The sequence below is a fragment of the Amycolatopsis sp. 3B14 genome, from assembly GCF_050958625.1.
Taxonomy (GTDB): domain Bacteria; phylum Actinomycetota; class Actinomycetes; order Mycobacteriales; family Pseudonocardiaceae; genus Amycolatopsis_E; species Amycolatopsis_E thermoflava.
In genome coordinates this window covers 164365-187168 of record NZ_JBHZEN010000025.1, presented here as the reverse complement: position 1 = coordinate 187168, position 22804 = coordinate 164365, and the positions used below count along the sequence as shown (strand labels likewise).

The 22804-nt window shown below is 70.4% G+C and carries 25 protein-coding genes; 13 read left to right on the top strand and 12 right to left on the bottom strand.

Annotation, left to right across the window (positions count from 1 at the left end):
- Nucleotides 1-165 precede the first annotated feature (165 nt).
- Entirely contained in the window at nucleotides 166-801 is a 636-nt protein-coding gene (locus ACCP09_RS16495) for a nitroreductase family protein (protein ID WP_017984203.1), read from the top strand.
- Between the two features lie 4 nt (nucleotides 802-805).
- Nucleotides 806-1288, top strand: a complete 483-nt coding sequence (locus ACCP09_RS16490) for an NUDIX domain-containing protein (RefSeq protein ID WP_433747602.1) — start codon at nucleotides 806-808, stop codon at nucleotides 1286-1288.
- Nucleotides 1289-1950: 662 nt separating this feature from the next.
- Here the strand turns inward: ACCP09_RS16490 and ACCP09_RS16485 are convergent.
- The 4 genes from ACCP09_RS16485 to ACCP09_RS16470 all read right to left on the bottom strand — a co-directional run bounded on the left by ACCP09_RS16485 (nucleotide 1951) and on the right by ACCP09_RS16470 (nucleotide 3627).
- The gene (locus ACCP09_RS16485; protein ID WP_433747600.1) at nucleotides 1951-2109 is read right to left on the bottom strand and encodes a hypothetical protein; all 159 of its coding nucleotides are present in this window, start codon (nucleotides 2107-2109) and stop codon (nucleotides 1951-1953) included.
- 254 nt (nucleotides 2110-2363) lie between these two features.
- Entirely contained in the window at nucleotides 2364-2843 is a 480-nt protein-coding gene (locus ACCP09_RS16480; RefSeq protein WP_027934651.1) for an SRPBCC family protein, read from the bottom strand.
- Nucleotides 2833-3189: an ArsR/SmtB family transcription factor gene (locus tag ACCP09_RS16475; RefSeq protein WP_026153388.1), complete on the bottom strand. Its 357-nt coding sequence runs from the start codon at nucleotides 3187-3189 to the stop codon at nucleotides 2833-2835. Before ACCP09_RS16475 ends, ACCP09_RS16480 begins: the two co-directional genes overlap by 11 nt.
- Nucleotides 3190-3219: 30 nt before the next feature.
- A complete protein-coding gene (locus tag ACCP09_RS16470) occupies nucleotides 3220-3627 on the bottom strand; it encodes a RidA family protein (RefSeq protein ID WP_433747596.1) in 408 nt (135 codons plus the stop codon).
- Nucleotides 3628-3654: 27 nt separating this feature from the next.
- On the opposite strand from ACCP09_RS16470, the gene ACCP09_RS16465 reads away from it, so the two are divergent.
- From ACCP09_RS16465 to ACCP09_RS16450, 4 genes are read left to right on the top strand one after another with little or no spacing between them, the layout of a single operon-like run.
- Nucleotides 3655-5067 carry an FAD-dependent monooxygenase gene (locus ACCP09_RS16465; RefSeq protein WP_433747593.1) on the top strand — a complete coding sequence of 471 codons (1413 nt, stop codon included), beginning with the start codon at nucleotides 3655-3657 and terminating at the stop codon, nucleotides 5065-5067.
- 24 nt (nucleotides 5068-5091) lie between these two features.
- Nucleotides 5092-5703: a TetR/AcrR family transcriptional regulator C-terminal domain-containing protein gene (locus ACCP09_RS16460; RefSeq protein WP_433747591.1), complete on the top strand. Its 612-nt coding sequence runs from the start codon at nucleotides 5092-5094 to the stop codon at nucleotides 5701-5703.
- Nucleotides 5704-5712: 9 nt separating this feature from the next.
- Nucleotides 5713-6117 (top strand): MmcQ/YjbR family DNA-binding protein, encoded by a 405-nt coding sequence (locus tag ACCP09_RS16455; protein WP_020422027.1) that lies wholly within the window; start codon nucleotides 5713-5715, stop codon nucleotides 6115-6117.
- Complete coding sequence (locus ACCP09_RS16450) at nucleotides 6114-9230, top strand: ATP-binding protein (RefSeq protein ID WP_433747587.1); 3117 nt, start codon at nucleotides 6114-6116, stop codon at nucleotides 9228-9230. Before ACCP09_RS16455 ends, ACCP09_RS16450 begins: the two co-directional genes overlap by 4 nt.
- Here the strand turns inward: ACCP09_RS16450 and ACCP09_RS16445 are convergent.
- Together ACCP09_RS16445 and ACCP09_RS16440 are read right to left on the bottom strand one after the other, a co-directional pair.
- On the bottom strand, nucleotides 9208-9981 hold the full coding sequence (locus tag ACCP09_RS16445; RefSeq protein ID WP_027934646.1) for an ABC transporter permease: 774 nt from the start codon (nucleotides 9979-9981) through the stop codon (nucleotides 9208-9210). The genes ACCP09_RS16450 and ACCP09_RS16445 overlap by 23 nt on opposite strands.
- On the bottom strand, nucleotides 9981-10937 hold the full coding sequence (locus ACCP09_RS16440) for a daunorubicin resistance protein DrrA family ABC transporter ATP-binding protein (RefSeq protein WP_027934645.1): 957 nt from the start codon (nucleotides 10935-10937) through the stop codon (nucleotides 9981-9983). The genes ACCP09_RS16445 and ACCP09_RS16440 overlap by 1 nt, the downstream gene beginning before the upstream one ends.
- Before the next feature lie 187 nt (nucleotides 10938-11124).
- Here ACCP09_RS16440 and ACCP09_RS16435 point away from each other — a divergent pair, with 187 nt between their 5' ends.
- A complete protein-coding gene (locus ACCP09_RS16435) occupies nucleotides 11125-12018 on the top strand; it encodes an NAD-dependent epimerase/dehydratase family protein (protein ID WP_433747583.1) in 894 nt (297 codons plus the stop codon).
- The gene (locus ACCP09_RS16430) at nucleotides 12015-12863 is read left to right on the top strand and encodes an RNA polymerase sigma-70 factor (protein ID WP_400990087.1); all 849 of its coding nucleotides are present in this window, start codon (nucleotides 12015-12017) and stop codon (nucleotides 12861-12863) included. The genes ACCP09_RS16435 and ACCP09_RS16430 overlap by 4 nt, the downstream gene beginning before the upstream one ends.
- On the opposite strand, the gene ACCP09_RS16425 is transcribed toward ACCP09_RS16430, so the two are convergent.
- Nucleotides 12860-13099 carry a hypothetical protein gene (locus tag ACCP09_RS16425; RefSeq protein ID WP_400990086.1) on the bottom strand — a complete coding sequence of 80 codons (240 nt, stop codon included), beginning with the start codon at nucleotides 13097-13099 and terminating at the stop codon, nucleotides 12860-12862. The genes ACCP09_RS16430 and ACCP09_RS16425 overlap by 4 nt on opposite strands.
- 125 nt (nucleotides 13100-13224) lie before the next feature.
- On the bottom strand, nucleotides 13225-14133 hold the full coding sequence (locus ACCP09_RS16420; protein ID WP_433747578.1) for a hydroxymethylglutaryl-CoA lyase: 909 nt from the start codon (nucleotides 14131-14133) through the stop codon (nucleotides 13225-13227).
- A gap of 183 nt (nucleotides 14134-14316) precedes the next feature.
- On the opposite strand from ACCP09_RS16420, the gene ACCP09_RS16415 reads away from it, so the two are divergent.
- Together ACCP09_RS16415 and ACCP09_RS16410 are read left to right on the top strand one after the other, a co-directional pair.
- Nucleotides 14317-15183: an HpcH/HpaI aldolase/citrate lyase family protein gene (locus ACCP09_RS16415; RefSeq protein WP_433747575.1), complete on the top strand. Its 867-nt coding sequence runs from the start codon at nucleotides 14317-14319 to the stop codon at nucleotides 15181-15183.
- Between the two features lie 116 nt (nucleotides 15184-15299).
- The gene (locus ACCP09_RS16410) at nucleotides 15300-16544 is read left to right on the top strand and encodes a phthiocerol/phthiodiolone dimycocerosyl transferase family protein (protein WP_433747572.1); all 1245 of its coding nucleotides are present in this window, start codon (nucleotides 15300-15302) and stop codon (nucleotides 16542-16544) included.
- Nucleotides 16545-16713: 169 nt separating this feature from the next.
- Here the strand turns inward: ACCP09_RS16410 and ACCP09_RS16405 are convergent, their stop codons facing one another.
- Nucleotides 16714-16869 carry a hypothetical protein gene (locus ACCP09_RS16405; protein ID WP_433747569.1) on the bottom strand — a complete coding sequence of 52 codons (156 nt, stop codon included), beginning with the start codon at nucleotides 16867-16869 and terminating at the stop codon, nucleotides 16714-16716.
- 96 nt (nucleotides 16870-16965) lie between these two features.
- On the opposite strand from ACCP09_RS16405, the gene ACCP09_RS16400 reads away from it, so the two are divergent.
- Nucleotides 16966-17466, top strand: a complete 501-nt coding sequence (locus ACCP09_RS16400) for a hypothetical protein (RefSeq protein WP_433747566.1) — start codon at nucleotides 16966-16968, stop codon at nucleotides 17464-17466.
- A 49-nt stretch (nucleotides 17467-17515) separates the two neighbouring features.
- Here the strand turns inward: ACCP09_RS16400 and ACCP09_RS16395 are convergent, their stop codons facing one another.
- On the bottom strand, nucleotides 17516-18940 hold the full coding sequence (locus tag ACCP09_RS16395; RefSeq protein WP_433747564.1) for an MFS transporter: 1425 nt from the start codon (nucleotides 18938-18940) through the stop codon (nucleotides 17516-17518).
- Between the two features lie 85 nt (nucleotides 18941-19025).
- Here ACCP09_RS16395 and ACCP09_RS16390 point away from each other — a divergent pair, with 85 nt between their 5' ends.
- Both ACCP09_RS16390 and ACCP09_RS16385 read left to right on the top strand, forming a co-directional pair.
- Entirely contained in the window at nucleotides 19026-19424 is a 399-nt protein-coding gene (locus ACCP09_RS16390; RefSeq protein ID WP_027934639.1) for a MarR family winged helix-turn-helix transcriptional regulator, read from the top strand.
- Between the two features lie 61 nt (nucleotides 19425-19485).
- On the top strand, nucleotides 19486-20475 hold the full coding sequence (locus ACCP09_RS16385; RefSeq protein WP_027934638.1) for a YihY/virulence factor BrkB family protein: 990 nt from the start codon (nucleotides 19486-19488) through the stop codon (nucleotides 20473-20475).
- Here ACCP09_RS16385 and ACCP09_RS16380 read toward each other — a convergent pair whose 3' ends face one another.
- Both ACCP09_RS16380 and ACCP09_RS16375 read right to left on the bottom strand, forming a co-directional pair.
- Entirely contained in the window at nucleotides 20476-21810 is a 1335-nt protein-coding gene (locus ACCP09_RS16380; RefSeq protein ID WP_027934637.1) for an MFS transporter, read from the bottom strand.
- A 131-nt stretch (nucleotides 21811-21941) separates the two neighbouring features.
- Nucleotides 21942-22742 carry an alpha/beta fold hydrolase gene (locus tag ACCP09_RS16375; protein WP_433747559.1) on the bottom strand — a complete coding sequence of 267 codons (801 nt, stop codon included), beginning with the start codon at nucleotides 22740-22742 and terminating at the stop codon, nucleotides 21942-21944.
- Between the last annotated feature and the right edge of the window lie 62 nt (nucleotides 22743-22804).

The window sequence follows — 22804 nt, the reverse complement described above, 5'->3', positions numbered from 1 at the left end:
CCCACCCTCGGGCGAACACCAACCCCAACATCACCACCACACACACCACCGCCCCCTCACGATCCCGCCCAGCCACCCGCCCATCCCGCCCCCGCGCAGGGCACCTCCACGTGCCGACCTCGGGGACCGCCGCCGATCCCAGGGGCGCATGCCAGGATCGGGGGCATGACACCAGAGGAGCTGTTGACCACCACCCGCAGCGTGCGCAAGCGGCTGGACCTGTCGCGTCCCGTGCCGCGCGAGCTCATCGAGCGTGCGATCACCCTCGCGCTGCAGGCGCCGACCGGGTCGAACCGGCAGGACTGGCACTGGGTCGTGGTCACCGACGCCGGCAAGCGCGCCAAGCTGGCCGAGCTGTACGCGAAGTCCTACAAGGCCTACCGCGACCTGGGCCCCGCGCCGGAGGAGCGCTACCCGGGCGACACGGACCGCGCCGCCACCCAGCACCGGGTGATGAACAGCGCCGACTACCTGGCCGAGCACATGGCCGAGGTGCCGGTGCTGCTCGTCCCGGCGATCCACGTGCCCGGCGGCAAGCTGCCCGAGGGCAACCAGGCCGGCTTGTGGGGCTCGATCCTGCCCGCGGTCTGGAGCTACATGCTCGCCGCGCGCACCCTCGGGCTCGGCACCGCTTGGACGTCGCTGCACCTGGTCTACGAGAAGGAGGCCGCTGAACTGCTGGGCATCCCGGACCACGTCCGGCAGGCGGCGCTGATCCCGACGGCGTTCTACACCGGCGAGACGTTCAAGCCGGCGAAGCGCCAGCCGCTGTCCGAGGTCCTGCACTACGACCAGTGGTGATCCGGTGCCCAGGAAGAGCGCGGCGTTCCTGCTGTACGGCCTGACCGGCGACGGTGGGATGGAGGTGCTGATCGCGCACATGGGCGGGCCGTTCTGGGCGCGCAAGAACGAGCGGGCCTGGTCCATCCCGAAGGGCGAGTACACCGACGAGGACCCGCTGCCCGCCGCACGGCGCGAGTTCGCCGAGGAGGTCGGCGAACCCGTCCTCACGGGCGAGATCCTGGAGCTGGGCGAAGTGCGCCAGCCGAGCGGCAAGGTCATCACAACGTTCGCCGCGGAGGGCGACTTCGACCCGGCCGGCTTCGCCAGCAACACGTTCGAGATGGAGTGGCCGAAGGGCTCCGGCCGCGTCCAGGAATTCCCGGAGGTGGACCGCATCGAGTGGACGACGCCCGAGCGCGCCGCGGAACTGCTCGTCAAGGGCCAGGTGCCGATCATCACCCGCCTGCGGGAAACGCTGGTGGCACAAGGAATCCTGCACGCCTGACCCCGGCGGCAACCCCGCACCGGCCCCCGGTTCCGCCCGGACACCCCACCTCCGGGCGGAACCCCAGGCGGACCGGCAGGCCCAGGCGAATCCCCGCCCTGCGGCGGAGATCTTGCTGATCGCGGCGGCGCGAGGTTTGCCCCCAGCGGGGCGCAGGTTTGCCCCAGCGGGGGCGCAGGTTTGCCCCAGCGGGGCGCACAGGTTTGCCCCGGCGGGGGCGCAGGTTTGCCTCGGCGGGCCGCACGAATTGCCGTGGCCGGGCGAGACTTTTCGCCGCTCCGGCAGGGCGTAACCCTGCCACGACAGCGCGAGAACCTCGTCGCTGCCGGGCAAAACCTTCGCCGCGGCGGAAACCCGCGCAGGCGGGAGGCGCCCGCACGTGAGGCGCACCCGCGCGCTCCGCGCCGCCAGCGCGGCACCTGCCTGGAACGAACCCGCGGCACCCACAGCGCACAAGCCGGTGGGCCCCGCAACGCGAGGCCCACCGAATCCACACCCTCGAAGCAGCGCCACCGAAGCAGCGAGGGCTACGCCAACGCCACCACCAGAAGCGACCCCCAGGCTGACAACACCGCCATCAGCCGCAGCCCTCGGCCGGCCACACCAGCACCAGCAGCAGCGCCTGGCGAGACCGCCAGCCCTCAGCGCAGCACCACCTGCCGTCAGGCCAGCAGCACCAGCAGCAGCCCGAGACCCAGCGACACCGCCGCCAGCAGCAGCCTCAAGCCGGCAACGCCAGCACCAGCAGCAGCCTCAAGCCGGCAACGCCAGCACCAGCAGCAGCCCCATACCGGCAACACCGGCACCAGCAGCAGCCTCAAGCCGGCAACACCGGCACCAGCAGCAGCCTCAAGCCGGCAACACCGGCACCAGCAGCAGCCGCAGGCCGGCAACGCCAGCACCAGCAGCAGCCCCAGGTCGGCAACACCGGCACCAGCAGCAGCGCCAGGCAACCACCAGCCCCCAGGCAACCACCTGCCCTCAGGCCAGACCACCTGCCCTCCGGCCGGCACCTCCCCTCCGGCGGGCACCACCAGCAGCGGCCCCCAGGCGCCTACCCCAGCAACACCAGCCGTCAGGCCAGTGACACCGCCACCTGCTCCAGCCGGTCCAGCGACTCCTGCATGCCACCTTCCATGCCGGACTCCAGGTGCCCGTCGCGGGTTTCCTTGTTCGGGTACTCGGCCAGCACGGTCAGCGTGGTGCGCCCCTCGTGTTCGGTCAGCGTCAGCGTGTTCAGCGACTCCGCACCGGGCATGCCTTCGAACACCTCGGTCGACACGATCCGCTCGTGCGGCACGATTTCCCGGTATTCGCCGTGGAAGGCGACCTCGAAACCGCCGTCGGCGATCATCACGTTGCGCCATCTCCCGCCGACCCGCAGGTCGACCTCGACGGACGTGACCTCGCCACGCTCGCCCGACCACCAGCGCTTCACCAGCTCCGGCGTGGTCCACGCCTTCCACACCAGCCGCGCGGGCGCGTTGAACTCACGCACGATCTGAACCTGGTTGTCCGCCGGGAGCGTGACCTTCGCCGTACCGCTAGTCGTCATCGTGCTCATCTCCGTCCTCCAGTTCCTTGAGTTCTTCCAACACCGCGTCCATACGGTCGAACCGCTCGTCCCACAACCGCTGGTATCCGCTGACCCACTCGTGGATGTCCTTCAGCGGGCGGGCGTTGATGCGGTAGACCCGCTGCCGTCCGGAGTCGCGAACCTCCACCAAACCCACCTCCCGCAGGACCCGCAGGTGCTTCGACACCAGCGGCTGGGCGAGCCCGAGCACCGACACCAGGTCGTTCACCGGCTTCTCCCCGCCGGCCAGCAGATCGAGGATCTGCCGCCGCCGCGGTTCGGCCACCGCGTTGAACGCGTCCGCCGTAGTCGCTGCCCTTGCCATGCACCCAATATATACCCATATGGGAATGCGTCAAGGGATCCAGGCAACTGCATCGATTTCGACCAGGTAGCGGGGGTCAAACAGGGTCTGGACGCCGACGAGCGTGCTCGCCGATCGCGTCGTCACCCCGGCGCGCAACGGCGCGAGGATCGCCTCCGCCAGCTCCGGGTGATATCCGACGACGTAGATCGTGTGCTTGACCAGGTGCTCACGACTCGTGCCCGCGGCGGCGAGCGCGATGTCGATGTTCCGCACGATCTGCTCCACCTGCGCACCGTGGTCACCCTCGCCGACGAGTTCACCCTCGGCATTCCAGGCGACCTGCCCGGACAGGAACACCAGCCGCGACGCGGGCACGGCGACGGACAGACTGAACATCTCCGGCAGCGCGAAGAGCCCGGCCGGGTTGGCGTACTGCGGCATCTCACTCTTGGTCATCGACCCACCATAGGCTACGTTTGGTCGGTGACCAAGAAGATCGTCATCGCCGGAGCGGGCCCGACCGGGCTGTGGCTGGCCGCGGAACTCCGCCTCGCGGGCGCCGACGTCACCGTCCTCGAACAGCGCGCCGAACGGGACCCGCACTCGAAGGCCCTCACCATCCACCCCCGCACCATCGAGGTGCTGGCCTCACGCGGCGTCGAGCAGCCGTTCCTGGCCGAGGGGATCCCCATCCCGCAGGGGCACTTCGCCGTGCTCGACGACCGCCTGGACTTCGCCCTGCTCGACACCGATTTCCCGATCACCCTTGCGCTCCTGCAGGCACGCACCGAGGAGCTGCTGGAAGACCACGCGCGCGAGAGGGGCGCGGACATCCGGCGCGGCCACCACGTCACCGGCCTCACCGAACACCCCGGCGAGGTGCGCGTGGCGGTCGACGGCCCGGACGGCGAGTACACGGTCGCCGCCGCGTACGTCGTGGGCTGCGACGGCACCCGCAGCACCGTCCGCGCCGCCGCCGGGATCGACTTCCCCGGCACGTCCGCGTCCGTCTACGGCTGGCTCGGGGACGTCGTGCTGACCGACCCGCCGTCCGCGGGCTCCTACAGCCGCGCGACCGCCGACGGCCTGCTCCTGGCCGTCCCGCTGCCCGGCGGCCTGCACCGGCTGGTCGGCCACAGTCCCGGCGACGTCCGCGCCGACCACCCCGGCGAGCTCACCCTCGACGAGCTGCGCGCCAAGGTCACCGCCATCGCCGGCCGGGACTTCGGCATGCACTCTCCGGCGTGGCTGTCCCGGTTCTCCAACGCCAGCCGGCAGGCCACGCGCTACCGCCGGGGACGCGTCCTGCTCGCCGGCGACGCCGCCCACATGCACATGCCGGCCGGCGGCGTCGGGCTCAACGTCGGCCTGCAGGACGCGATGAACCTCGGCTGGAAGCTGGGGGCCGTGGTTCGCGGCGAGGCGCCCGACGACCTCCTCGACACCTACCACGACGAACGCCACCCGGTCGGCGCCGAACTCCTGGAGCACACCCAGGCGCAGACCGCGCTGATGACCGCGTTCACCCCGGACGGCCGCCGGCTGCGGTCGCTGCTCAGCACCCTCATCGCCGAACAGCCTGCGTTCGCCAGGGCACTCGCCGAGCGGCTGTCCGGTCTGTCCGTCCACTACCCCGGCGCGCACCCGCTCACCGGCACCCGCGCGCCGAACCTCAAGTTCCGTGACACCACGCTCTTCCGGCTCCTGCACGCGGGACGCCCGGTGCTGCTGGACTTCCGCGACGAGCCCGGCCCCGCCACCCCCGGCACGGTCGTCCACCACGGACGGCCGCTGGACGACCGGCCGGACTGGGCCGCGCTCGACACGGCCCTCATCCGCCCCGACGGCCACGTCGCGGACGTGACCCCCAGCGGCGAGCCTGATCAGCACCCCTGACGGCGACCTGGCTAGCATCGCCCGGTGATCACCCGGAACGGCGACAGCCGGCGCGACGAGATCGTCCGGGTCGCGCTCGACCTGCTCGACGAAGAGGGCCTGGAGGCCGTCAGCCTGCGTGCCGTCGCGCGGCGGCTCGGTGTCCGGCTCAACACCGTCTCCTGGCACGTCAAGACCAAGGCACGGCTGCGTGAGCTGATGGCCGACGCGATCTTCGCCGGCATCTCCCTCGACGGGCTCCCGGACGACTGGCGGGACCGCACGACCGAGCTGGCCCACCGGTTCCGCCGCGCGCTGCTGGCGCACCGGGACGGCGCGTTCGTCGTCGCCGGGACGTTCGTCGCCGAGCCGGCCACCCTGCGCGCCGCGGAAGCGCTGGTCGCCGCCCTGCTCGACGGCGGCCTCGAACCGCGCGACGCGGGCTGGACCTGCTGGACGATCCTCTACTTCACGCTCGGCCTCACGCAGGAGGAGCAGGGCGCGACGGGCGCGGTGGCCGGCCTGCTGGAGTCCGCGGTCACCCCGGACAGCCACCCCGCGCTGGCCCGCGTGCTGCCGCACCTCGTGGACAACGAGTTCACCCGCCGCTTCGAGTTCGGGCTCGACCGCATCCTGGACACGGCCGCACGTGGCTAGCCTGAACCCATGACGCCAGGCGAACTCAAACGACTGTGCCTGTCGCTGCCGGGGGCCCGCGAGGAGTTCCCGTTCGGCGAGGCCAACAGCGTGTTCAAGGTCGCGGGCAAGATGTTCGCCCTCAGCCCGCTCGAGTCGAAGCCGCTGCGGGTCAGCCTGAAGTGCGATCCGGACCTGGCGGTGCAGCTGCGCCGCGACCACCCGGAGATCACCGCCGGGTACCACCTGAACAAGCGGCACTGGAACACCGTCGTGCTGGACGGCGGCGTGCCCGAGGACCTGGTGCGCGAGATGGTCGAGGACTCCTACGACCTGGTCGTGTCCGGGCTGCCGCGCCGCGAGCAGGAGAAGCTGCGGTGGGTCGCGCTCAGCCAGGAGAAGACGCCGCGCGGATCCGGCAAGCCGGCCCGGTGACTGTCGAACTGACCCTGCTGCCGCGGGTGGCCTGCCGCGGCCGGGAGATCACCGCGCCCCGGCTGCGGGACCTCCTCGCGCTGCTCGCCGGCGACCTCACCACCGGCTGCGGCACCGGCCGGCTGGTGGACGGGCTGTGGCCGGACGAGCAGCCGGAGAACCCGGTGAAGGCGTTGCAGATCCTCGTTTCGCGCGCCCGCTCGCAGCTCGGCCCCGACCTCATCGCCAGCACGCCGACCGGGTACCGCCTCACGCTCGAACCCGCCCAGGTCGACGCCGCCGCGCTGCTCCGGCACGCGTCCGCGGCGCGGACGGACGATCCCGCGATCGCGCTCGCCGAGGCCGACGCCGGGCTCGCGCTCTGGGACGGCACGGCCGACGACGGGCTGGACCCGCTGTCCACCTTGCGCCGCGAACGCCGCTCCGCCCACCGCTTCCTCGTGCGCGCCCGCGGGCTGGCGCTGTCCCGGCTCGGCCGCCACGCCGAGGCGGTCGAACCGCTCACCGCCGCGGCGGCGGACCGGCCGCGTGACGAGGAAGTCCTGCTGGAGCTGTTGCGCTCGGAGTCCGCGACCGCCGGGCCGTCCGCGGCGCTGGCCAGGTTCGAGTCCTACCGCCGCGAGCTGCGGGACCAGTTGGGCACCGATCCCGGGCCGGAACTCCAGGCGTGGCAACGGGAAACGCTCGCCGGCGAGCGGCCGGCTGTCCGGCACGGCATCCCGCACGAGCCCAATCCGCTGCTGGGCCGCGCGGACGACATCGCGGCGATCACGCAGCTGCTGCGCCGGTCCCGGGTCACCTCGATCGTGGGTCCCGGCGGGCTGGGCAAGACCCGCCTCGCGCATTCGATCGGCCGGGACGCCGAACAGCCGCTGGTCCACTTCGTCGCGCTGGCCGGTGTCCGCGCCGACGCGGACGTGGCCGGGCACGTCGCGACCGCGCTCGCCGTCGGCGAGGCGCGCCGCACGCCTGGCCCACCGCCGCCCGACGACCTGACCGGCATCGCCGAAGTCCTCGGCGCCGCACCGGCGCTGCTGATCCTGGACAACTGCGAGCACGTCCTCGACGGGGTCGCGGAGCTGGTCGGGGCCCTGGTGTCGATGACGCGGGACCTGCGGGTGCTCGTCACCAGCCGCGCGCCGCTGGGCCTGTCGTCGGAGTCGGTGTACCCGCTGCCGGAACTCGACCTGGACACGTCGATCGAGCTGTTCGCCCAGCGCGCCCGGGCCGCGCGGCCGGACGCCGACCTGCCCGCGGACACCGTGGCCGCGCTGTGCCGCCACCTCGACGGGCTGCCGCTGGCGGTGGAGCTCGCGGCGGCGCGGGTGCGCGTGCTGTCGGTCGCGGAGATCGCGCGGCGCCTCACCGACCGGTTCGCGCTGCTGCGCGGCGGCCCGCGCGACGCGCCCCAGCGGCACCGGACGCTGCAGGCCGTCGTGGACTGGAGCTGGCACCTCCTCGACGAGCACGCGCAGGCGGCGATGCGCGCGTTGTCGGTGTTCCCCGGCGGGTTCACCGAAGACGCCGCGCGGCACCTGCTCGGCGGCCACGACACCCTCGACGTGCTGGCGGAGCTGTCCGGTCAGTCCCTGCTGAAGGTCGTCGACACCCCGGTCGGCGCCCGGTTCCGGATGCTGGAGACGGTGCGCGAGTTCAGCGCCGCCCGCCTCGACGAGGCCGGCGGGACCGCGCGCGCCACCGAGGACTTCCTGGCCTGGGCCCGGGATTTCGGCCTGGCCCACCACGAACCGGTGTTCGGCCCCGACCCGTACACGGCGAGCGAGCGGATCCGCGCCGAGCAGGACAACCTCGTGACGGCGATGCGGCTGGGCATCGAGCGGGCGGACGGCGCGACCGTCGCGGCCACGGCGGCGGCGCTGGGCGCGCTGTGGACGGCCGACTCCAACTACTCGCGCCTGGCCGCGCTCACCACGGAAGTGCCGGCGGCGCTCGCGCGCTTCCACCCGAAACCGGAGTTCGTCGAGGTGACCCGCACGGCCGCGACCGTGTGCGCCACCGCGACCTTCATGCTCCAGGGTCCGCGCGCGGTGCGGTCGCTGGTCGTCCTGCGGCGGCTGCCCGAAGCGCCGCCGACGACGCTGGTCCGCGCGCTGTCCACCGTCCTGTCCGCGCTGCCCGGGATCGATCGCCGCGGACTGGACGCCCTCGGCGACAGCGACCAGCCGCTGCTCGCGTTCGTCGCGCACGCCGTGCACAGCTACTGGTGGGAGACGGCGGGTGACGGCGAGCGGGCGCTCGCCTCGGCGGTGCGGATGCTGGACGCGGCGGGCGATTCCGGCCTGCCGTGGGTCCGGTTGATGGCCCGCGCCCGGCTCGGCGAGCTGTACCTGCAGCGCGGCGAACCGGACGAAGCCGCACGGCACCTGTCGGTCGCGATGCGGGTGCTGGCGGAACTGGCGCCGTGGCCCGACACGATCGGGATCCGGTGGGGGCTCATGCTCGCCGCCCTGCAGAGCGGCGCGGTCGACGAGGCCGAACGCTGGCTGGCGAAGACGAGCCCGGGCGGCGGCGAGGACCGGTTCGACGTCATCACGTTCGACCTCGGGGTGCGCGCCGAGATCTCCTTGGCCCGCAACGAAATCGACCAGGGGCTCGCCCTGTGGCGGCAGGCGGTGGCCCGTCAGCGGGACAGCGGCGTGCTCCCCCTGCCGGATGCGCCTGGCCTGGACGCGTGGACGCTGGAGCTGCTCTGCGTCACGGTGATCGCGCACGCCCAGCACGGAAGGCTCGACCTGGTCGCCGACCTGGTCGCCGAGCTCCCCCCGCTGGCGCCGCCGTTGTTCAGCGAGAGCGCGGCGAAGGTGCCCGCTTACCTGATCGGGATGGCGGTGCGCGGCACTCTTCTGCTCACGCTCGGGGTGCTCGCGCTCGACCGCGGGGACCGCACCGGGGTGCGGCTGGTGGCGCTGGCCGAGCGGCTCGGGTTCCTGCGCAACTTCCAGCCCACGATGACACCGGCCGGGTTCCGGGCCGCGGCCGAGAAAGCCGACGGGCCGGCGTACGCCGACGCGGTGTCGGAGTACGCCGGCCTCGGCCCGGACGAGCTGCGCCTGGCGGCGCTGGACCTGCTCAGCGCGTGGGTTCCCGGTTGAAGAGGCGCTTGGACCAGAAGTAGCCGAGGACGGTGATCCCCGCGCCCCAGCCGATGGCGCCCCAGCCGTACCAGCCGATCGGCGTGCCGGCGAGCAGCCCGCGCAGGGTCTCGATGACCGCGGTGAACGGCTGGTACTCGGCGAACCAGCGGATGCCGGCGGGCATCGAGTCCAGCGGCACGAAGGCGCTGGACAGGAACGGCAGCAGGAAGGTCATCGGCAACACGACGTTGCTGGCGCCCTCCGGCGTCTTGGAGAGCTGGCCGAGCGCGGCGGAGAACCAGCTCAGGCCGAGCGTGAGCAGCAGCAGGACGGCGGCCGCGAGCAGCCAGTCGCCGAAGCCGGCCGAGGTGCGGAAACCCATCGCGACGGCCACCGCGAGGACGACGACGAGGCTCACCACGGTCTGGATCACGTTGCCGACGACGTGTCCGGTGAGGACGGACGCGCGGGCGATCGCCATGGTGCGGAAGCGGGCCACGATGCCCTCGGTCAGGTCGGTGCAGATCGCGACGGCCACCGGCATCGAGGCCGAGCCGATGGTGAGCAGCAGGATGCCGGGCACGAGGTAGCCGAGGTAGTCGCCGCCGGCCGGGGCGCCCGCGATGCCGTTGCCGATGGCGCCGCCGAAGACGTAGTTGAACAACAGCAGCATCATGATCGGGACGGCGACGACGCTCGCGGTCATCGACGGGTAGCGCAGCGCGTGGCGGAGGTTGCGGCGCAGCATGGTGGCGGAGTCGGTGAACATCAGCGGGAGACCTTCTCTTCGGTGGGGTGTCCGGTCAGGGCGAAGAAGACGTCGTCGAGGTCGGGCGTGTGCACCGACAGTCCCTCGGGCTCGATGCCGGCGTGGTCCATGCGGTCGAGCAGCGCGCGCAGCGAGCGGACGCCGCCGTCGCTGGGGATCTGCAGGGTGCGGGCATCGTCGTCGCGGGTGACCTCGCCGAACGTGCGGGCGGCCAGGTCGAGTGCGCGGTCGTCGGCGAAGCGGAGCTCGACGTGCCCGCCCGGGATGCGGCGCTTGAGCTCGGCCGGGCTGCCCTCGGCGACGAACACGCCGTGGTCGAGCACCGCGATGCGGTCGGCCAGCTCGTCGGCCTCCTCCAGGTACTGGGTGGTGAGGAAGACGGTGACGCCGCGGGCGACGAGGTCGCGGATGATCTCCCACATCGTGTGGCGGCTGCGCGGGTCGAGGCCGGTGGTCGGCTCGTCGAGGAAGATGATGCGCGGCTCGCCGACCAGGCTCATCGCGAGGTCCAGGCGGCGCCGCATGCCGCCCGAGTAGACCGCGGCGAGCTTCTTGCGCGCCTCGACCAGGTCGAAGCGTTCGAGCAGCTCGGCCGCCCTGCGACGGCCCTCGGCCTTGGGCAGGTGGTGCAGGTCGGCCATCAGCCAGAGGTTCTCCTCGGCGGTCAGCTTGTTGTCGACGGCGGAGAACTGCCCGGTGACACCGATGGCGGCCCGCACGCGGTCGGCTTCCGCGGCGACGTCGTGCCCGGCGATGCGGGCGCTGCCGGAGTCGGCCCGCAGGTAGGTCGACAGGATCTGGACCATGGTCGTCTTGCCCGCGCCGTTGGGCCCGAGCAGGGCGAAGATCGAGCCGGCCGGGATGCGCAGATCGATCCCGCCGAGCACGACCTTGTCCCCGAACGCCTTGCGCAGCCCGGCGACCTCGATGGCCGGGGTGGTCGTGGTGGTGGTCAAAGCCCCCTCCTCCGTGTGCTGTTCCGTTGCTGGTGACGAGCTTCGGAGGAGGCGGCTTCAGAAGGGCTTCAACGCGGTTTCAGGGGCGGCGGACCTGGCTTCAGAGTGAGCGGCGTCACTTCCCCGACCGGTCACGCGGCGGGCGGCTCGCCCGTCCTGCTCCCACGACCTGATCGAGGAGGACATCATGCGAGTACTCGTGGCGGGCGGCAGTGGCGTCATCGGGCGGCGGCTGGTTCCGTTGCTCCACGCGGTCGGGCACGACGTGGCGACGCTGTCCCGCTCCGACGGGGTCGACGCGCTCGACCCGGCCGCCGTCCGGCGGGCCGTGCGGGACGCCGCCCCGGACGTCGTGGTCAACATGCTCACCGCCATCCCCCGCGAACTGGATCCGCGCAAGCTCGCGAGCCAGTTCGCGCTCACCAACCGGCTGCGCACCGAGGGCACCCGCAACCTGGTCGAAGCGGCAGCCGGCGCGCGGATCATCAGCCAGGGCCTCGCCTACGGCTACCAGCCGGCGCCCGGGCCGGCGGGCGAAGACGCTCCCTTGTGGACTGTCGGCACGCCGAAGCAGTTCGCACCTGTGCTGAACGCCCTGCGCGAACTGGAGGACCTGACCACCGGCGCGGGCGGGCTGGTGCTGCGGATCGGCCACCTCTACGGCCCCGGCACGATCTACGCGGCCGAGGGGTCCTTCGCGCGGCAGGTGCGTGCCGGGAAGGTGCCGCTCGTCGGCGGCGGGCACGCCACCTTCTCCTTCACCCACACCGACGACGCCGCCAGCGCCGTCGTCGCGGCGCTCGACCGGCCGGAGGTGACCGGCGTGCTCAACGTCGTCGACGACTGCCCCGCCGAGCTGCGTGAGTGGCTGCCCGCCTACGCCCGACTGCTGGGCGCGCCGGCCCCGAAGCGCGCGCCGGCGGCGCTGGCCCGGCTGGCCGTGGGAGGCTGGGGTGTGGCGTTCATGAACCGGCTGCGCGGGGCCGACAACGCGCGCGCCCGGATGCGCCTGGACTGGCGGCCGCGGTACCCGTCGTGGTCGGACGGGTTCGCCGCGGACCTGACGGGCGCGGGCCGGTGAGCGGGTTCGAGGAACACCGGGCGGTGCTGCTGGGGCTGGGCTACCGGCTGCTGGGCAGTATGTGGGACGCCGAGGACGTGGTGCAGGAGGCCTATCTGCGGTGGGTGCGCGCGGACCGCTCGGAGATCCGGGAGCCGCGCGCGTTCCTGGTCACCGTGGTGACCCGGCTGGCGCTGGACCAGTTGCGGTCGGCGCGGGTGAAGCGCGAGGCGTACCCCGGGCCGTGGCTGCCGGAACCGGTGCACGCCGGGGAGTTCGGCCCGATGGAGACGGCGGAGCTGCGGGACACTCTCTCCTACGCGACGTTGCACCTGATGGAGCGGTTGTCGCCGCCGGAGCGGGCGGTGTTCGTGCTGCGGGAGGCGTTCGAGGTGCCGTACGAGGAGATCGCCGGGATTGTCGGCGCCACTCCCGCGGCCTGTCGTCAGACGCACCACCGCGCCGTGCGGCGGTTGTCGGGCGGGCGGGACCGGTTCCACCCGTCCGCGGCCGAGCACGGCGAGCTGTTGACCCGTTTCCTGGACGCGGCGCGCGACGGGGACCTGACCACGCTGACCGAACTGCTCAGCGAGGACGTGGTGGCCTACAACGACGGCGGCGGCAAGGTGCGGGCGGCGCTGCGCCCGGTCACCGGGCGGGACCACGTGGTGGCGTTCGTGACGGGCCTGCTGGCGCGCTACCCGCTGGACGAGGTGCGGATCGCGGAAAGCAACGGGCAGCCCGCGGTGTGGACGCGGCTGGGCGGGCAGGAGCAGCTGGTGACGCTGGACGTGCGGGACGGCCGGATCCACGCCGTGTTCGCCGTGCTGAACCCGGACAAGCTCACCAGGGTGCGGCCCGCCTAGCGGCTGCGCCACCAGGAGACGAGCCGCTCGGCGATGCCGTCCACGTCGGAGTCCAGTCCGAAGTGGTCGGACATCTCGTGGCGGAGGTACTCGCGGATCCCGTCCACGTCGGCGCCCGCGCGCAGCCGGGAGAGCAACGGCCAGACCAAGCAGTCGTACTCGTCGTCCACGGAATCCGCGACGCCGATGGGATCCCACTCGTTGAGCAGGAGGCGGATCGGTTCGACGGGGAGCACCAGGCCAGTATGGAGGCATGGGGTACACCCGCGCCGAGCGCATCTCAGCGCCTGACGAACTCGCTTCACTTCACGCTGCCCGTCAGGCTCCGGCTCCGTCACCAGTGGACGCGAACGACCACAGATCAGGAGGCGCTCGATGCGACCCCACAAGGATCTCCGGCGCGAGCGACCAGGCTCGGCAACTCGTGGCCGACCTGTTCAGCGAGCCAACGGGAACAGGACCGTAGGTCGTTCAGATCCACACCCGTGTCATAACCCATGCCCTCGAGGAGATAGACGAGATCCTCGGTCGCGATGTTGCCCGTGGCGCCAGGAGCGAACGGACAACCACCCAGACCGCCGACAGACGAGTCCAGAACCGTGGCACCCGCCTCGACAGCTGCCAGTGCGTTCGCGTAGCCGGTGTTTCTGGTGTTGTGGAAGTGACAGCCGACGATTCGGCCAGGCTCGACGAGCTCACCGACGAGAGCCCGCACCTGTCGCGGCACACCGACCCCGATCGAGTCGGCCAGAATGAGCTCGTCCGGTCCCGCCGCCAGCACCTTCTCCGCGATGCCGAGAACGGTCTCCGCCTGCACAGCCCCCTCAAAGGGGCATCCGAACGCGACGGCCAGACTCACCGTGCAACGGATTCCATCGTGACGAGCCCGGTTCACGAGTTCAAGGCCCAGGTCAAGTGCAGCGTCAACGGTTGTGCGTTGGTTGCGTTCGGCGAACGCAGCGGTGACCGGGAGACCGTAGCGAATCTCGTCGACACCGGCTTCGACAGCCCGCGCGTAGCCCCGCTCGTTGAGCACCAGCCCCGCCCACCGGACTCCACCTGTCTTGTCGACAGCCTCGAGAACGGCTTCCGCCCCGGCCATCGCGGGAACGCGGTCATCGCGTACGAAGCTGACCGCCTCGATGCGTTGCAAACCCGCGGCTGCCAGCCGCGCGCACAACTCGGCACGGACTTCGGGAGCGAGGACGCGACTCTCGTTCTGCAGCCCGTCGCGGGGGCCCACGTCGCACACCGAAACCTTCACAGGCATCAACCACTCCCTCAGGCAAATCCCACGACTTCTCTTGGTGAAACTTCTTGTTCGCCAGATGGTACGATCGTCACGTCGTAGCCGTCAACGCCGGGGCCGGCCGAACCGGCGGAACTTGGCCTCTGTCGCACGGTCCACAGCCTTGCAATCGTCGGACCCTTGCCAGCCAGAGAGGAAGCGCCGATGCCGGATCGTCCGACCACCATCGTTCACGCCCGAAGCCTGCTCTTCGTCCCTGCACATCGCCCCGAGCGGTTCGACAAGGCTCGTCGCAGTGGAGCCGATGCCATAGTCCTCGACCTCGAGGACGGTGTTGCCGACAACCTCAAGGACACCGCGCGCAAGAACGTCAACGCGTGGCTCGCCGACGGCAGGAGCGCCGTCGTACGGATCAACGCCACGGAGACCGAGTGGTTCGACGAAGACGTCGAGATGTTGCGGCACTTCGCCTGCACGGTCATGCTTCCCAAAGCCGAGAGCGCTGCCGAAATCGCGAGCTTGCACGCCATACTGCCGGACGGCTCGTGCATGGTTCCGCTCCTGGAAACGGCGACCGGGATCCTCAACGCGCCGGAGGTTTGCGCAGCCGACGGCGTCGCCAGGGCGGCGTTCGGAAACGGCGACATGGCCTATGATCTCGGCGCCGACGGATCTGCATGGCCGGCGCTCCTCCACGCCCGTTCGGCCATCATCACCGCGTCGGCCGCGGCCGGAATCGCCCGCCCCCTCGACGGCGCGACAACCTCACTGTCAGACCAGGATGTGCTCAGAGCCGACTCCCTGCACGCCCGGACATTGGGGTTCACCGGACGCATTTGTGTCCACCCTGCGCAGGTCGCGCTGGTGAACGAGTTGTTCACGCCGACGGCAGACGAACTGGCTCACGCACGGGCCGTCGTCGAGACGGCACAGGACGGCTGCGTGACGTCGCTCGGCGGCAAACTCGTCGGCAAACCCATGGTGGAACGAGCGAAGCAGCTCCTACGCATTTGGGAGGACCGGGTGAACGAGGATATGAACGACTTGACATCAATATACCCGCACGTATGATTCAGCCGAATCACCTTTTTTATGACGACAAGCCAATCACTTGATGTGATGCCGGGCAGGCCACATGAACCGCTCGGACGAGTCAGCGAGAATCTCAAGTCACGTTCCACCGAAAATTGCTTGTCGAACTGGAGACCGCGATCATGCACCGCGCCCTGGATGGCATTGAAATCTCGAAACTGGCGTACACGCCCGCGTACGCAGTCAACTACGTCGGCGGCGTGGACCGGCCGGCCTTGCAGCAGGCCTTCACGCAGCTGTGCGAGCGTCACCCGGTGCTGCGAGCGCGCGTGAACGTCGATCAGGATCGGTGCACGCTTCACGTCACCCCTGAGAGCCAACCGGAAACCGTGATCCTCGAAGGGGATGAGCAGACACTCCTCCGCGAGATCAGCGAACCCTGCGATCCGCGGAAGGAGATGGCCAAGCTCCTGCTCATCGAGAACGGCACTGACGGCGGATCGGTCGCGCTGCGCACCAATCACGCAACCCTGGACGGCCGGCACTTCACGGCGGTCTTCACGGAACTGTGGCAGCTTTATACAGATCTGGTCAACGGCAATTCGCTTCGTTCCGAGCCCGGACACCTTCCCGTGTCGACCTACGCCCTGATGCAGGACCGCTTCGAAGACATGGTCGAGATCCCGGTCGCGCAGCCCGAGGAACTCGGGCAGCGGCCGGACTACGAGATCTTCCAACATGTCATCGAACTCAACCAACAGCAGAGCTCCGTCGTGCTGCAGGCCGCAAGGAGCAGGGGGCTGACGGTGCACGCACTCCTGTGCAGCGTGGTCATCGAAGCGCAGGTGTCGGCAATGGCCGGCGATTCCGAGGCCATTCCCATGTGCTGCTGGTCGCCGGTCGACCTGCGCAACCGCGTGACGCCCCCCATCAAGGCGATCGACACGACGAACTTCTTCGCCATCCACCAGGCGAGGATCAACTACTCATCTTCGATGCGCTGGCACGAGATCGGGGCGGCCATCCAGAACGACCTGAAGGTCCAGTTGGCTGCCAAGCGTCTTTCCCTGACGGACGGAACCCTCACACTCGGCCCTGGACGCAGCACCGACACCGAGGACCACGGCGGCATCGAGCCACGCCTGACCAGCGTCGGGGTCAGCAATTACGGAGTGCTGCCACCTATTCCCACGCCGGACTCCCTGAGGATCGTCAAGTTCCACTCGATCGCGGACCGGATCGGGACCCCCTTCCCGACCTGCTCCGCGTTCACGTTCGACAACTCGTTGAGCATCATCAACCGCTATCGGTCCGACTACTTCACCGCGTCGGAGGTACGAACACTGGTGAACGCGACAACGGCGCGCCTCCTCGATCGCGAGACGCTGCTCGCACCGTAGCCATCCTACGTAGCCGTGTCGGGCTTCGGCGCCACCCGAAGCCCGCACCGGCATTCCGAAGCGCACCTCTTGACTCCGCCCCCAAAACGATCAGCAAGCTGGCTTCAGCTTACGAAACTGAGGTTTCATTTTGCCCGAGTCGGGGGTCGCAGTGTCAGTCGAGTTCCGATCATTCCTCCAGGTCGAGCCGGGACAGGAGCTGCTCAAAGTCTTGATCGAATCGCTCCGCCAGTGCTTGGCTCGCAAGGAGATCCGCCTCGACCCTGGTCGACCGGGACAGTACGTTCTCGATCACGACGACATCGTGCGCATCCACCACGATCACGACGATGGAGGGTGACCGCGGACAGGGGGGATCTGGACCGAGATCGAAACCAGGGACAGCGACTCCGAACTGGGCGAGGCGCCGTTCAACCGCTGCATGTCGGTGCCCGGCGTGCTTCGTGCTCTGCTGGGCACACTGAACGTGACCGATGGCCGGAGCAAGATCGCAGGCACGCCCCGCTGGCTCACCGCCGAACGGTTGCCCGAGCTGATGGGCTACCTGGCGGACAACTCGCGTCGCGGACCGGTTTACGTGATCAGCCAGGGGTCGCTGCCCCCCCATCAGTTCGAGCGCTGGGCACGGGAGCTGACCTGGCATCTCACCGGCCTGGGCGGCGCCTTCCTGCTCGACTGCGCGACTGAGGCCGCTTTCAACGAGACAGTCGGCTCAGCCCTCAGTCTGCCTCGTGGCGGGATGCGCACTTACTTCCCCGGCGTCGTTCTCGACAACACGGCCCTGTCGCGTTCGGCCCGACCGAGCATGCGGGAAAGTCGACGGGGATCCGAGGCGAGGATACGGGTGCGGCTAGCGGAGAACGCGAGGCTCCAGGAAGCTCTGCTCGCCCGGCGGAATCTCCACGTCGCCGAGAGGCCCTGAAACCCGACATCTCCGGGAAGGAGCGCTGTCCTTCCGGGAGATGTCCGGCTCAGACCCGGGCCAGTTCCGGTTCCGGCGCCCGGCGCATGCGCACCACACCGGACACCGCGATCAGCAGTCCGAGCGCCGCGATTCCGGTGATGACCGCCAGCGCCGGGGTCAGGCCGGTCAGCAGGTTGCCTTCACCGCTGCCCGTCAGCACCGCCGTCACGATCGCCAGGCCGATCGCGCCACCGACCTGCAGCGACGTGTTCAGCAGGCCACCGGCGAGTCCCTGCTCGTTGTCGCTGATGCCGGTCGTCGCCTGGATGTTCAGGGACGAGAAGGCCAGGGTGAAGCCGATGCCGAGCAGGATCATGCTCGGCAGCACCGAACCGGCGTACCCCGAGTGCTCGTCGACGCGCAGGAACAGCACGTACGCGAGCACGTGCGCCAGCACGCCACCGAGGATGGTGCGCGATGTGCCGACCCGGTCGATCAGCGGCTCGATCCGCGGCGAACCGAACGCGACGATCAGCGCGGCGGGCAGGAACCCGAGCGCGGTCTCCAGCGCCGACCACCCCAGCACGTCCTGCAGGTACAGCATCACCACGAACTGGAACCCGATGTAGGCCCCGAAGAACAACGCCGCCCCCAGGTTCGCCCGCGCCAGCGGCCCGGAGCGCAGGATGCCCAGCCGCAGCAACGGGTGGCTGCTGCGCTTCTCGATCAGCACGAACGCGGTCAGCAGCGCCGCCGCGACGACGAAGGTGATCAACGTCTGCGGCGAGGCCCACCCGGTTTCCGGCGCCTCGACGACACCGAACACCAGCAGCAGCGACCCGGCCGCACCGGTGATCGCGCCGGGCAGGTCGTAGCCGCCCGCCGAGTGGTCCCGCTCGTAGGCCGGCACGACCTTGATCGCCGACACCAGCGCGATCAACGCGATCGGCACCGGCAGCAGGAACGTCCACCGCCAGCCGACCTCCGTCAGCAGCCCGGAGAACACCAGGCCCGCCGAGTACCCGCTGGCGCCGAACACCGCGAAGATGCTGATAGCGCGGTTGCGGGCCGGGCCCTCCTGGAACGTCGTGGTGATGATCGACAGCGCGGCCGGCGCGGTGAAGGCCGCGGCCAGGCCCTTGACGAACCGGCTCGCGATGAGCAGCGCGCCGTTGTCGACGAGACCGCCGAGCAGCGACGCGACCGCGAACACGGCCACCGCGACGAGGAACACCCGCCGCCGCCCGAGCAGGTCCGCCGTACGGCCGCTGAGCAGGAGCAGCCCGCCGTAACCGAGCACGTACCCGCTCACGACCCACTGCAACGCGCTGGTGGACAGGCCGAGGTCGGCCTGGATGGACGGCAGCGCGACGCCGACCATCGAAACGTCGAGGGCGTCCAAGCCCACGACCGTGGACACGGTGAGCAGCACGGCCCACAGCCGTGCGTCCCACCGCGTCGATGTGGTGGACAGGTGCGCAGGAGAAGTCATGGCAGCCAGATTACATGCGCACGCATCTAATGCAAGCGGATTTAATGCCTTTGCATCAAATTCCCGTGCATGCTATGGTGTCGCCATGGGTGACGTCGCCGAAGGCCGGCTGGTGCAGCAGTGGCACGAGTTGCTGGCTTTGCACGCGACCGTCTTCGGCGAGCTGGAATGCCGCCTGCAGGACGCGCACGGCATCGGGGTCAGCGAGTTCGAGGCCCTCGAACGGCTCGCGACCTGCGACTTCAAGTGCCGCTCCGCCGACCTCCTGGAGGCGGTGCACCTGAGCCAGAGCGCCACCTCGCGCCTGGTCGCCCGCCTGGAGAAGGAGGGCCTGGTCGAGCGCGCGATGTGCGAGCAGGACCGGCGCGGCGTCTTCGTCTCGCTCACCGACGCCGGACGGCGCCGTTACGAGGAGGCGAAGCCGACCCACCGCGCGGTGCTGCGCGCCACGCTCGGCGAGGCGCGTCTCACGAAGGCCGGTTGACCCGCCGCTCCACGGGGTAGCTCACCGCCATCGCGCAGACGCCGACGGTGGGAGTGCAACCGTGAGCGAGCCAAACAGGGAAAGCGTTGTCAGCAGGGCGAAGGCCGGCCTCGACCGCGTCGACGCGGTGCAGCAGGAGCACACCGCGTTGTCCGTGCCGGTCGCCGTGGTGAAGAAGTTCCTCGAGGACCAGTCCACGCAGCTGGCGAGCATGATCGCGTTCTGGGCGTTCTTCTCGATCTTCCCGCTGTTCCTCGTCCTGATCACCCTGCTCGGGTTCTTCGTGCCGGACGACCTGAAGAACGACGTGCTGGGCAACGTCGGTTCGATGTTCCCGCTCCTCGACCCGGCCACGATGCAGGGTTTCGGCGGCTCGGCATGGGCCCTGATCCTCGGGCTGGTGACCGCCCTGTGGAGCGGGATCGCCGTCGTGCGCGCGACGCAAACCGCGTTCAACTCCGTGTGGGAGCTGCCCTTCCACGCACGGCCCAGCCTGCCCGTGCAGATCGGCCGCAGCGTGCTGGTGCTGGCGACGATCGGGCTCGGCCTGGTCGTCAGCACGCTCATCAGCGGGTTCGTCTCCAGCGGCAGCGACCTGCTGGACCTGGGCTGGCTGGGCCGGATCCTGGGTTACGTGATCGCGATCGTCCTGGACGTCGGGTTGTTCGTCGCCGCGTTCCGGATCCTGACCGACCGCGAGATCACCACCCGCGACGTGCTGCCCGGCGCCGTGCTGTCCGGCGTGCTGTTCTGGGTGCTGCAAACGCTTTCGTCGCTGATCATCAGCCGCTACCTGCAGAACGCGCAGAGCACCTACGGCACGTTCGCCACGGTCATCACGCTGCTCTGGTGGTTCTACCTGCAGAGCATCATCACGTTGCTCGGCGCGCAGCTCAACGTCGTGCTCAAGGACCGGCTGCACCCGCGCGCGCTGGTCGGCGCCCCGGAGACGGACGCCGACCACCGCGCCTACGAGTCCTACGCGGAGGAACGCTCCTACCACGAGCAGGAACGGGTGGACACCGAGTTCCCGCCCGAGCAGCGCCGCTGACTACTCGGCGCCGGTGACGAACGCCTCCCGCTCGGCGGCCGGCCGCTCCCGCAGGGCGAGGACCGCGGCCAGCGTCACCAGACAGGCCACCAGCATGTACCCCGACACCGACAGCGACGTGCCGGTCTCGCCGACGAGCCAGGTCGACACCAGCGGCGCGAACCCGCCGCCGAGGATGGCGCCGAAGGCGTAGGCGAAGGACACCCCGCTGTACCGGATGCCGGCCGGGAACAGCTCGCTGTACGCGGCCGCCTGCGGGCCGTAGGTCAGGCCGAGCCCGAAGCCCAGCACGATCACCGCGCCCAGCATGAGCGGCACCGAGCGGGTGTCGAACAGCAGGAAGAACGGGAACGTCCAGGCGCCCATCGCCAGCGTGCCGACGAGGTAGGTCTTCCGCCTGCCCCAGCCGTCCGACCAGTGCCCGGCCAACAGCGTGAACACACCCCAGGACACCGCGCCGACCATGCCCACGAACAACATCGTCGTGCTGGACAGCTTCAGCGTGCGGGTGCCATAGGAGTTGATGAACGCGATCAGGATGTAGCCGACCATGTTGTTGGCGATGAACAGCCCGATCGCGACCAGCAGCTCACGCCGGTTGGTGCGCAGCAGCTCGGCCAGCGGCGCGGACCTGCGGGCGCGGCGGGCGCGCAGCTCGCTGAACACCGGGCTCTCCGACACCCTGGCCCGCACGAAGAAGCCGACCGCGATCAGCACCACGCTGAGCAGGAACGGGATCCGCCAGCCCCAGCGCGCGAACTGGTCGTCGGTGGTCGCCGCGGACACGCTGAAGAACACCAGGTTCGCCAGCAACAGCCCGATCGGCACGCCGATCTGCGGGAACGAGCCGAAGTAGCCGCGGCGGCCGGGCGGCGCGTGCTCCACCGACATCAGCGCCGCGCCGCCCCACTCGCCGCCCGCGGACAGGCCCTGCAGCAGGCGCAGCACGACGAGCAGGACCGGCGCGGCGACACCGATCGAGTCGTAGGAGGGCAGCAGCCCGACGCCGATCGTGGAAATCCCCATCAGCAGCAGGGTCGCGACGAGAACCGCCTTGCGGCCGACCCGGTCACCGAGGTGCCCGGCGACGATCCCGCCTATCGGCCGCGCCACGAAGCTCACCCCGAGCGTCGCGAACGAGGCCAGCAGCGCCGCGGTTCCGTCCAGCGAGGGGAAGAACTGCTTGCCGAACACCAGGCTCGCGGCCGAGGCGTAGATGAAGAAGTCGTACCACTCGATGGTCGTGCCGACGAGGCTCGCGCCGACGACGCGGCGCAGCTGCCGGCCGTCGTGCGCCGAGCTCGTCCGGGCCGAGGCCTCGGGCGTGTGCGTCATGGGCCATCCCTTCCCGCCATTGGAAAGAAGATCAAAGGTTTGATTAGTTCCCTGGCAACCTAGATCCCACAGTGCCGGAAGACCAGTGGCGGGTGCAGACCTTTACCGTCCTGAGACCTTCGACGGACCGGTCACAGGAAGTCACGCAGCCGGGTGGCGAAGGCGACCGGGTCGCCGGCGAAGCCCGTGTGGTCGCCGGGGAACCGGACCGGTTCGATCCCCAGCTCCTTCGCCAGCGCCTCCGACGTGCGTTCGCACAGCTGGCCGGCGGACTCCGCGCCGATGCCGACCACCACGGGACGGGTGCGCAGGACGTCGAAGTCCGGGGTCCAGCGGGTGGTCGGGCGGTACATGTGCGCGTACTGGAAGTCCGCGTCGGCCCGGTCCTGCGGGCTGGGCTCCTGCGCGAAGAACTGCTGGAAGACCGGCTCCGGGAGGTGGATGCCCGCCATCACCAGGAACTTCCGCATGGCGCCGACCGGGTCGCCGGCGAAGTGAGTCGCGATGACCTCCTCGCCCTGCGCGCGGATCCGGTCGGCGTCCGGGAGAAGGTCGCTCAGCGGCGGTTCGTGCGCGATTACGGTGGTGACCAGATCCGGGCGCGCCTGGGCGAGCGCGAGGACGCTGACCGCGCCGCCGCTGGACCCCAGCACCACGGCCGGGCCTGCGTCGGCGTGCTCGATGAGCCGGGCGAGGTCGTCGGCGCGCATCTCCGGTGTGGAGTCCTGGTCCGGGTCGTCGACCGGGCTGCGGTTGATGCCGCGCGGGTCGGTGGTGAGGACGGTGTGGTCGGTGGCGAGCAGCTCGGCGAGCGGGGTGAACGAGCGCGCGTCCATCGGGGCGCCGACGAGCACGACGAGCGGGCCGTGGCCGCGGATCTCGTGGTAGAGCTCGGCGCCGGGGACGCGGAGTGTGCCGGCGATCTGGGACATCGGGTCCTCCTCGGGATGTGGGTTTTGCAGGTGTGACCGCCGGCGTGGGGCAGAATCATCGC

Bases quoted from the DNA above. Each gene is read 5' to 3' on its own strand.
- ACCP09_RS16495 (WP_017984203.1), top strand. From the start codon at position 166: ATGACACCAGAGGAGCTGTTGACCACCACCCGCAGCGTGCGCAAGCGG.
- ACCP09_RS16480 (WP_027934651.1), bottom strand. From the start codon at position 2,843: ATGACGACTAGCGGTACGGCGAAGGTCACGCTCCCGGCGGACAACCAG.
- ACCP09_RS16475 (WP_026153388.1), bottom strand. From the start codon at position 3,189: ATGGCAAGGGCAGCGACTACGGCGGACGCGTTCAACGCGGTGGCCGAA.
- ACCP09_RS16470 (WP_433747596.1), bottom strand. From the start codon at position 3,627: ATGACCAAGAGTGAGATGCCGCAGTACGCCAACCCGGCCGGGCTCTTC.
- ACCP09_RS16455 (WP_020422027.1), top strand. From the start codon at position 5,713: ATGACGCCAGGCGAACTCAAACGACTGTGCCTGTCGCTGCCGGGGGCC.
- ACCP09_RS16445 (WP_027934646.1), bottom strand. From the start codon at position 9,981: ATGTTCACCGACTCCGCCACCATGCTGCGCCGCAACCTCCGCCACGCG.
- ACCP09_RS16435 (WP_433747583.1), top strand. From the start codon at position 11,125: ATGCGAGTACTCGTGGCGGGCGGCAGTGGCGTCATCGGGCGGCGGCTG.
- ACCP09_RS16420 (WP_433747578.1), bottom strand. From the start codon at position 14,133: ATGCCTGTGAAGGTTTCGGTGTGCGACGTGGGCCCCCGCGACGGGCTG.
- ACCP09_RS16415 (WP_433747575.1), top strand. From the start codon at position 14,317: ATGCCGGATCGTCCGACCACCATCGTTCACGCCCGAAGCCTGCTCTTC.
- ACCP09_RS16400 (WP_433747566.1), top strand. From the start codon at position 16,966: ATGTCGGTGCCCGGCGTGCTTCGTGCTCTGCTGGGCACACTGAACGTG.
- ACCP09_RS16395 (WP_433747564.1), bottom strand. From the start codon at position 18,940: ATGACTTCTCCTGCGCACCTGTCCACCACATCGACGCGGTGGGACGCA.
- ACCP09_RS16390 (WP_027934639.1), top strand. From the start codon at position 19,026: ATGGGTGACGTCGCCGAAGGCCGGCTGGTGCAGCAGTGGCACGAGTTG.
- ACCP09_RS16380 (WP_027934637.1), bottom strand. From the start codon at position 21,810: ATGACGCACACGCCCGAGGCCTCGGCCCGGACGAGCTCGGCGCACGAC.
- ACCP09_RS16375 (WP_433747559.1), bottom strand. From the start codon at position 22,742: ATGTCCCAGATCGCCGGCACACTCCGCGTCCCCGGCGCCGAGCTCTAC.